This is a genomic window from Verrucomicrobium sp. BvORR034, from assembly GCF_000739635.1.
Taxonomy (GTDB): domain Bacteria; phylum Verrucomicrobiota; class Verrucomicrobiia; order Verrucomicrobiales; family Verrucomicrobiaceae; genus Verrucomicrobium.
Genome location: NZ_BATQ01000194.1, coordinates 1 through 1,008 on the forward strand (window position 1 = coordinate 1; position 1,008 = coordinate 1,008).

General features: G+C 37.8%; 1 protein-coding gene. It reads right to left on the minus strand.

What is annotated here, in order from left to right:
- Positions 1–256 precede the first annotated feature (256 nt).
- On the minus strand, positions 257–667 hold the full coding sequence (locus tag BV034_RS35490) for a DUF1398 domain-containing protein (protein WP_081888342.1): 411 nt from the start codon (positions 665–667) through the stop codon (positions 257–259).
- Positions 668–1,008 lie beyond the last annotated feature (341 nt).

Below are 1,008 nucleotides of genomic sequence, written 5' to 3' on the forward strand. Positions count from 1 at the left end.
AATCGTATGTGTAGAAAATTAAACAAACCCTAAACAATGAGTTGAAATTTCATATTGTTAATATTTATTAATGTATGTCAGGTGCGATGAATCGTCATTGTATTCCCGGATTAACTATGTCCACAGCCCTGACGGGGAACTTCTCTGCGGGAGTGTCCGGGAATAATTAAAACGATGCACACAGGGTTTAGCGCGTACACGTATTGCATTATGCCGACGCCCCGGTGCTGACACGGAAGAAACCGGACGTTATGATTTAGCGTGGAAAGATTTGTGTAGTGTTCTGAATGCTCTCAGTAAATAGTAATGAATTATCAAAGGTATAGTAATATCCTTTATGTTCATGGATATTTGTAACCCATCGGAAAACTCCTGCTTTAGCAAGATTTTCCCTGTATTGCTGAAATGTGATTTCTCTTGATTTCAACCTATCATAGGACGTTTCTATAAGATGCGTGTTTCTTGAGAATTTAACGTTTACAACCTTTTTAAGTCCTTTTATTAACACGGTGTTATCGTTTTCTAACACGATGTGAATATTATCTGTGGCTAGATAGTAAATATAATGTGAGACGTTGTGACGTTTTAGTTCAGAATAAAACAACTCACAGTCTAAATCTTTTCGCACTTGATCGAATATTTCTTTAAAAATGGCAACCTGAGCCATTGGTAAAACCTTCCATGTGATACGAGGGCGCGTAGTTTGCATTATCGTTTTATCGTTTCAATCTGGTCTGACCTCCTTGTGTTTTGTTGATGATTTATGTCAAATATTAGGAATGTTTTCACTTAATAGTATTGGTTGCGTAACAAAGTGCGGTCCTGCTGGCATTCTGGAGGGAAATACAACCGACAGATGTATGTAAGGCCAACGTGCTCAAATCTTCATACAGAAAGATTTGAAGTAATATTTTAACCGCTAGATGAAGAGCAAGCGCATGGAGCGACAAAATGAATAAAGAACAATCTGCTGATGATCCCTCCGTGGATCTGATTCGTGTAAAAAAT

Coding starts and splice junctions, on each gene's coding strand:
- BV034_RS35490 (WP_081888342.1), bottom strand. CDS start 667: ATGGCTCAGGTTGCCATTTTTAAAGAAATATTCGATCAAGTGCGAAAA.